The sequence below is a fragment of the Myxococcus sp. CA039A genome, assembly GCF_013336645.1.
In the GTDB taxonomy this organism is placed as follows: Bacteria; Myxococcota; Myxococcia; order Myxococcales; family Myxococcaceae; genus Myxococcus; species Myxococcus llanfairpwllgwyngyllgogerychwyrndrobwllllantysiliogogogochensis.
The window spans coordinates 1-6,198 of the sequence record NZ_JABUMQ010000476.1; the positions used below are offsets into that span (position 1 = coordinate 1).

Sequence of the window (6,198 nt, forward strand, 5' to 3'; positions counted from 1 at the left end):
CCCGGATGGATTCTTCGAGGGATGGGGCCTCAAGAAGCTCATCAAGGCCCACCCCGGGCTGGAGACTCCGCTCCGGCTGGCCTCGGACGCCCCCGCGGCCTCCCTGGTGCGCGGGCTGCGCCCCTTCATCAACCACCTAGAGAAGCCGGAGTCGCCGCTCGCGCTCACCCGGACCTTGTCCCAGGTGCTGGCGGCGCCCTCCTTCTTCGCCGGCGGTCACGACGGCCTGCGCGAGATGCTCACCCGGCGGCTGGCGGAGCTGGGCGGCGACGTGCTCGGACGCGACAGCCCCACCGGCTTCATCGTCGAGGAGCTGTCCTTCGACGGCAGCAAGTTCGCCGGCGTGAAGCTGGTCCGCTCGGACACGATCTACCGCGCGGCCTGCCTGGTGGCCGCCACCGACTCCGGCGCGCTGCGGCGGCTGGTGACGGACAAGAAGCACCACCGTGGCCTGATGGAGCACCTGGATCAGTCCACGACCAAATCCATCCTCTTCACCGTCAACTGGGTGGTGCCGGAGACAGCGCTCCCTCGTGGCCTGGGCGAGCTGACGCTCGTGGACACCCAGGACGCGGAGCTGGGCGCCATGCTGCTCCAGCTCCACCCCGCGCGCGCCTCGGCCACGGGTGGCAAGGAGAGCAAGGACGCGGAGGCCCTGCGTGTCGTGTGCGCCGGCGTCTTCATCCCCGCGTCCGCTCGGGAGCTGGGCGAGGAGCACCTTCAGGCCCTGGCCACCCGCATCGACGCGCAGCTGGACGCCGTGATGCCCTTCACCGCGCAGCACCGGCTCTTGCGCTCCGTGCCCTACCTCGACGCCAGCGGCTCGCGCGGCACGCGGCTGATGCCGCACCCGCTCTACAGCTTCGAGTCGGAAGCAGTGCTGGGCGTCACCGGTTTGAGTCAGCGAACCCCGGTGAAGAACCTGCTGCTCGCGGGCCGCGAGGTGCTTCCCGGCCTCGGCCTGGAGGGCGAGCTGCTCGCCGGAGTGCGCGCCGCACGCCTGGTTCAGGACATGTTGAACAAGAAGGATCCGCTCAAGGGCTGATCCAAACGGCTGAAAGGCTGGATTTCCAAGCGGCTTTCTGGCAGGTTCCGCCGCTCTTTATCGGCAGGCGTCCAACGCCCCAGTTTTCAAGGAGTTAGAGGTCATGGCGTGGAAGTGTGACATCTGTGGCAAGCGTCCGCTCGTCGGCAACAACGTCAGCCACGCGAACAACAAGACCAAGAAGCGAACCCTCCCGAACCTGCAGAAGGTCCGGGCCAGCGTCGAGGGCCGCACGGAGCGCGTTCTCGCCTGCACCCGCTGCATCAAAGCGGGCAAGGTGACGAAGGCGGCTTGAAGTAATGCGCTCGGGGGTGGGGTCCTCACGCGCTTCATCCAAGAAACTCCCTCCCACCGAGCGGCTTCATCCCCGCGCGGACGACCTTGATCTACGCTCCATCGGGTCGGTCGTCCGCCGGTTACATGACGAGGACGTCGTTGCCGTCCGTGCGGTTCGCCCCGCGTTGCCCGCTGTCACCCAGGCAGCGACGGCCGTGGCGAATGCGTTGCGGGCGGGCGGCAGATTTCTCTACGTAGGTGCTGGCACCAGTGGACGTCTGGGCGTGCTCGACGCCAGCGAGTGTCCTCCTACGTTCGGCAGCTCCCCTTCCCAGGTCCAGGCGCGCATCGCCGGTGGACGCCGGGCGTTGACTCGCGCCGTGGAAGGCGCCGAGGACGACGCCGACGCGGGCGCCTCCGACGTGCGCGCCTTCGACGCGGGCCCTCTCGACGTCGTGTGCGGCATCTCCGCCAGCTCCTCCACGCCGTATGTCCGGGGCGCGCTGCGTGAAGCGAAGCGGCGTGGGGCGCACACGGTGCTGGTGTGCTGCAACCCTCCCAAAGCTCGCGCGGACGTGGACACCCTGGTGCTGGCGCGCACGGGGCCGGAGCTGGTGGCCGGCTCGACGCGGCTGAAGGCCGGCACCGCGACGAAGCTGATCCTCAACGCCATCACCACCGCGGCCTTCGTGGCGCTGGGCAAGGTGTACCGGGGCCGCATGGTGGACGTGCGCCCCGCCAACGCGAAGCTGCGAGCCCGCGCCGCGCGAATGGTGGCCGAGCTGACGCACCTGCCCGCTCCGGAAGCCTCCCGTCTGCTGGAGGCCTCCGGCGGCGAGGTGAAGGTGGCCGTGGCCATGCACTTCACGGGGCTGGACGCCCGGGGCGCCCGGAAGCGTCTCCAGGAGAACGGCTTGCGTGCGCTTGGCGGCCCGGGACGTAAGGGCGCGCACGCACGGAGCCCCCGCTCGCCCGTCCGCTGACGGCGCGGCGTGGGGGGCGAGTCTTAGACTTGGAGGCATGCGCCTCCAACCTCCCCTCCCTGACTCCCAGCGCCCGCGCCTGTGCGTCGGGTTGCTGTCCGGCACCAGCGCGGATGCGGTGGAGGCCGCGCTGTGCGAGGTGACGGGCACGGGCGGCGGAGCCCGGCTGCGCCTGCTGTCCCACGTCTCCGCGCCCTTTCCCCCAGAGCTGGTGGTCCGGATGCTGGGGCCCCAGGACGCCCGCTCCCTGAGTCAGCTCGACTTCGAGTTGGCCGAGCACTTCGCCCGCGCCGCGCTCCAGGCGATTGAGCGGGCCGGGGTGGCGCTCTCGGACGTGAGCGCCATCGGCTCTCACGGGCAGACGATGGCGCACCTGCCACCAGGGACCTCGGCCTTCCCCTCCACCCTGCAGATTGGCGAACCCTCCGTCATCGCCGAGCGCACGGGCCTGCCCGTCGTCAGCGACTTCCGCACCCGGGACGTGGCCGCCGGAGGCCATGGCGCGCCGCTGGTGCCCTACTTCGACTGGGTGGCCTTCCGAAACCCCGAGGCCCCTCGCGCCCTGCAGAACATCGGCGGTATCGCCAACGTGTCCGTCGTCAGCGCGCGACTGGATGACACCCTCGCCTTCGACACCGGGCCCGGCAACATGGTGATGGATGGGCTGGCGCGGCGCGTCACCCAGGGGAAACTGGCGTGCGATCTGGACGGGAGTCTGTCACGGCAAGGCCAGGTGATTCCGGCGCTGCTGGCGGAGCTGCTCACGGACGCGTTCCTCGCGCAGCCTCCTCCCAAGAGCACCGGGCGCGAGCGCTACGGTGACGTGATGGTGGAGCGCCTGTGGGCGCGCTACGCGGACCGCCCCCATGACTTGATGGCCACCGCGCTGGAGTTCACCGTGGAGAGCACCGCGCGGGCGTACGAGACGTGGGTCCTGCCTCGCACTCCAGGTCTGGAGGCGATGTACGCCTCGGGAGGGGGTACCCGGAATCCCCGGTTGATGGAGCGGCTCGAGGAGCGGCTGGCCCCCCTTCCCGTCCGCCGGCTTGATACCCTGGGATTTCCGGAAGGAGCGAAGGAAGCGGCCCTGTTCGCGTTGCTGGCCGCCGAATTCCTCGTGGGAACCCCCGCGAATGTCCCGTCCGCAACTGGCGCGAAGCGTCGAGTCGTTCTAGGAAAGCTGACACCGTGAGCAGCGTGAACCTGATGGCCCGCGAGGTGGCCGCCAAAATCGTCTTTTACGGACCTGGCTTGTCCGGCAAGACGACCTCGCTGCGGAAAATCTACGAAACCGTCCGGCCCGCGCACCGGGGCGAGATGATGTCCATCGCCACGGAAGGCGACCGGACGCTCTTCTTCGACTTCCTCCCCGTGAAGGTGGAGCGCGTCGGGGACTGCTCGGTGCGGCTGGCGCTGTACACCGTGCCCGGCCAGGTCTTCTACAACGCGACGCGGAAGCTGGTGCTCCAGGGCGCCGACGGCGTCGTCTTCGTGGCGGACTCGCAGCCGGACGCGATGGACGCCAACCGCGAGTCGCTGGCGAACCTGGAAGAGAACCTCTTCGAGCACGGCATCCGGCTGGACCGCTTCCCGCTGGTGATGCAGTGGAACAAGCGGGACCTGGAGAACGTGCTGCCCGTGGAGCAGCTCCGCCAGGAGCTCAACCCGCGCGGCGTGCCGGACTTCGAGACCGCCGCCACCAATGGGCGCGGGGTGCTCGACACGCTCAAGGCCATCACCCGGCTGGTCATCAAGGACCTGCGCGCCAAGCGCATCGTCCCGCCGCCGCGCCCGGTGGCCCCCGTCGGTGGCGCGCAGCCCGCGGGACTGGAAGCGCAGCTCGCCCAGCACCTCCAGCACCGGCAGCCGCCCCCTTCGTCGCATCTGGCCCCGCCCTCGGGCCATGGTCCCGCCGTGGCGATGATGCCGACGCCGGTGCCCCATCGTCCTTCGGGCTCGTTCCCCGCGATTGCTCCCCCGCCTCGGGTGGAGCCCATGGTGGCGCCGCCTCCGCCTCCCATCGCGGCCCCCATCTCGCAGGCCACCTCCGCCAAATTGCTCGGCGCGGTGAGCGCGCTGGCGCCGGGAGACCTGTTCGACCACGCGCGCGCGGCCGAGGCCGCGTTCATGGCGGGCAACTACTCCACCTGCGTCACGGCCTGCACGGACGCCATCCGGCGCTCGCTGGCGTTCGCGGGTGAGGGCACGCTGGCGCAACAGGCGTTCCTGCTCCGCGTGGATGGGGCGGATCTGCTGCGCATCCAGGGACTTGCCACCCAGCAACACCTGCGCGTCGATGACGCGGCGTTCGCGCTCTATGTGCTGATGCAGACCTTCGTCCGCCTCAACGCGGTGGGCCTCCCCGCCTCGGAGTAGCAGCGCGGACGGCAGCGCGCCCCGGCACTTCGCACGGGGCGCGGAGCCGACTCGGGCGCCTCCGCCAGCACGGAGCCGACTCCTGCACCTCGGTCCGTGTGGAGCCGACTCCGCCGCCTCGATCAGCGCGGAGCCGACTCGGGCGCACCGGTCAGCGCGGCGCGGTGAGCTGCAGCAAGCCCATGCGGTGCAGCTTCGCGAGCGTCTTGAGCGTCTCCAACTCCCTCGCGGGACTCGCCAGGACGATGGTGGACACATCCCACGTCCCGCTCACGAGGCCCGCGATCTGCCGCTCCTCGGGCTTGAGCAGCGACATGCCCTGCGGGTCGTGAATCACGAGGGGAACCAGCAGCGGCGGCATGTCCGAGTACAGCGCCGCGACGTGCTCACGCTGCACCAGTCGCGCGAACTCGCGCACGCGCCGGTCCGCGGGGTCGCTCGCCAGCAGGGACGCGCAGACGATGCCCGCCGCGTCGAACTGGCCCTCACGCATCAGCACCGCGCCCTTCTCCAGCATCTCCGCCACCGGGTCCGCCTCCACCTGCGGCGCGCCATCCACCTCCACCAGCTTCGCCCGGAGCAGCTCGTACACCCGCCGCGTCACCGACGAGCGGGACACGCCCATCGACAGCCGCAGACGCCCCAGGTTCTGCGGCGTCGCGCACAACCCCAGGATGATTCGATGCATCAGCGGCTGGCTCGGGCTGGGCGGCGTCAACGCGCGGACGCTGAGCGCGTCGATGGGCAGCGCCTTGTCCACGTCCGGCTGCTCATCCACCCAGCGCAGCGATTCGAACAACAGCTCGCGGATGCTCATGTCGGACGGCACCCAGTCCTCGCCCGAGCGGTCCGCGTCCTCCGTCCAGTGGAACGTCCCCCGCTCGGCAATCGTCAGGTCCGTCATCGCCGCGAACAGCTCCTCGCGGCCCAAATCCCGAATCCACCGCGACTGGAGCCCGTGCACGTCGAACGCGGCGTCCACGTCCGGTGTGCGCGACAGCTCGTCGAAGGCGGCGAGCACCTTGGCGCCCGAGGCGAGCTTCGCCAGCGCGAGGAGTCGGGCCACCCTCCCACGCAGGCCTTCCGAGGCCGTAGCCCCGACCTGACCAGAGAGAAGGAAGAGCTTCCGCTCGCCGGCCTCCCAGGAGAGCTGGAGCGTCCCCGTCTTGCGGGAGCTGTCCAACCATTGAAGGAACTCGGGAAGCGGATAGCTGAAGAGGTCGCCGTGGAGGGCCATGCGTTCTGTTTCGAGGATACAGTCGCGAGCCGTGCGCGTCGCGCTCCTGTTCATCGATGGTGTGGGCATTGGCCGGAAGGACCCGGCCATCAACCCGCTCGCCCACCGTGAACACCTGCTTTCCTTCTTCCAGGACGCCCCAGGCCCCACCCTGCCGGACGGAGGGCGCTGTATTCCCGTGGACACGACGTTCGGCGTGTCCGGAAGGCCCCAGTCCGCCTCGAACCAGACGGCCATCCTCACGGGAGACCCGGCCCCCGCCCTCATCGGCCAGCACGTGC

The 6,198-nt window shown here is 70.1% G+C and carries 6 protein-coding genes and 1 pseudogene; 6 read left to right on the forward strand and 1 reads right to left on the reverse strand.

Annotated features, from left to right (window positions below):
• The 5 genes from HR086_RS43725 to HR086_RS43745 form a co-directional block, all read left to right on the forward strand.
• Positions 1-1,045 (forward strand): desaturase (locus HR086_RS43725; protein ID WP_174468601.1); only part of this gene is annotated, 1,045 nt, incomplete at its 5' end.
• A gap of 103 nt (positions 1,046-1,148) precedes the next feature.
• Positions 1,149-1,340 carry a 50S ribosomal protein L28 gene (gene rpmB / locus HR086_RS43730; RefSeq protein WP_015348676.1) on the forward strand — a complete coding sequence of 64 codons (192 nt, stop codon included), beginning with the start codon at positions 1,149-1,151 and terminating at the stop codon, positions 1,338-1,340.
• A 4-nt stretch (positions 1,341-1,344) separates the two neighbouring features.
• Positions 1,345-2,304: an N-acetylmuramic acid 6-phosphate etherase gene (locus HR086_RS43735; protein ID WP_174468602.1), complete on the forward strand. Its 960-nt coding sequence runs from the start codon at positions 1,345-1,347 to the stop codon at positions 2,302-2,304.
• 37 nt (positions 2,305-2,341) lie between these two features.
• Positions 2,342-3,496: an anhydro-N-acetylmuramic acid kinase gene (locus HR086_RS43740; RefSeq protein ID WP_174468603.1), complete on the forward strand. Its 1,155-nt coding sequence runs from the start codon at positions 2,342-2,344 to the stop codon at positions 3,494-3,496.
• Complete coding sequence (locus tag HR086_RS43745; RefSeq protein WP_174468604.1) at positions 3,493-4,680, forward strand: GTP-binding protein; 1,188 nt, start codon at positions 3,493-3,495, stop codon at positions 4,678-4,680. The genes HR086_RS43740 and HR086_RS43745 overlap by 4 nt, the downstream gene beginning before the upstream one ends.
• Before the next feature lie 151 nt (positions 4,681-4,831).
• Here HR086_RS43745 and HR086_RS43750 read toward each other — a convergent pair whose 3' ends face one another.
• Positions 4,832-5,917 carry a DUF4388 domain-containing protein gene (locus HR086_RS43750; protein WP_141649099.1) on the reverse strand — a complete coding sequence of 362 codons (1,086 nt, stop codon included), beginning with the start codon at positions 5,915-5,917 and terminating at the stop codon, positions 4,832-4,834.
• Between the two features lie 31 nt (positions 5,918-5,948).
• Here HR086_RS43750 and HR086_RS43755 point away from each other — a divergent pair.
• Positions 5,949-6,198 (forward strand): annotated as a pseudogene (locus HR086_RS43755) (metalloenzyme); the annotation flags it as partial.

Excerpts from the sequence above, each read along its gene's own strand:
- HR086_RS43735 (WP_174468602.1), top strand. The coding sequence starts at position 1,345 with ATGCGCTCGGGGGTGGGGTCCTCACGCGCTTCATCCAAGAAACTCCCT.
- HR086_RS43750 (WP_141649099.1), bottom strand. The coding sequence starts at position 5,917 with ATGGCCCTCCACGGCGACCTCTTCAGCTATCCGCTTCCCGAGTTCCTT.
- HR086_RS43740 (WP_174468603.1), top strand. The coding sequence starts at position 2,342 with ATGCGCCTCCAACCTCCCCTCCCTGACTCCCAGCGCCCGCGCCTGTGC.
- rpmB (WP_015348676.1), top strand. The coding sequence starts at position 1,149 with ATGGCGTGGAAGTGTGACATCTGTGGCAAGCGTCCGCTCGTCGGCAAC.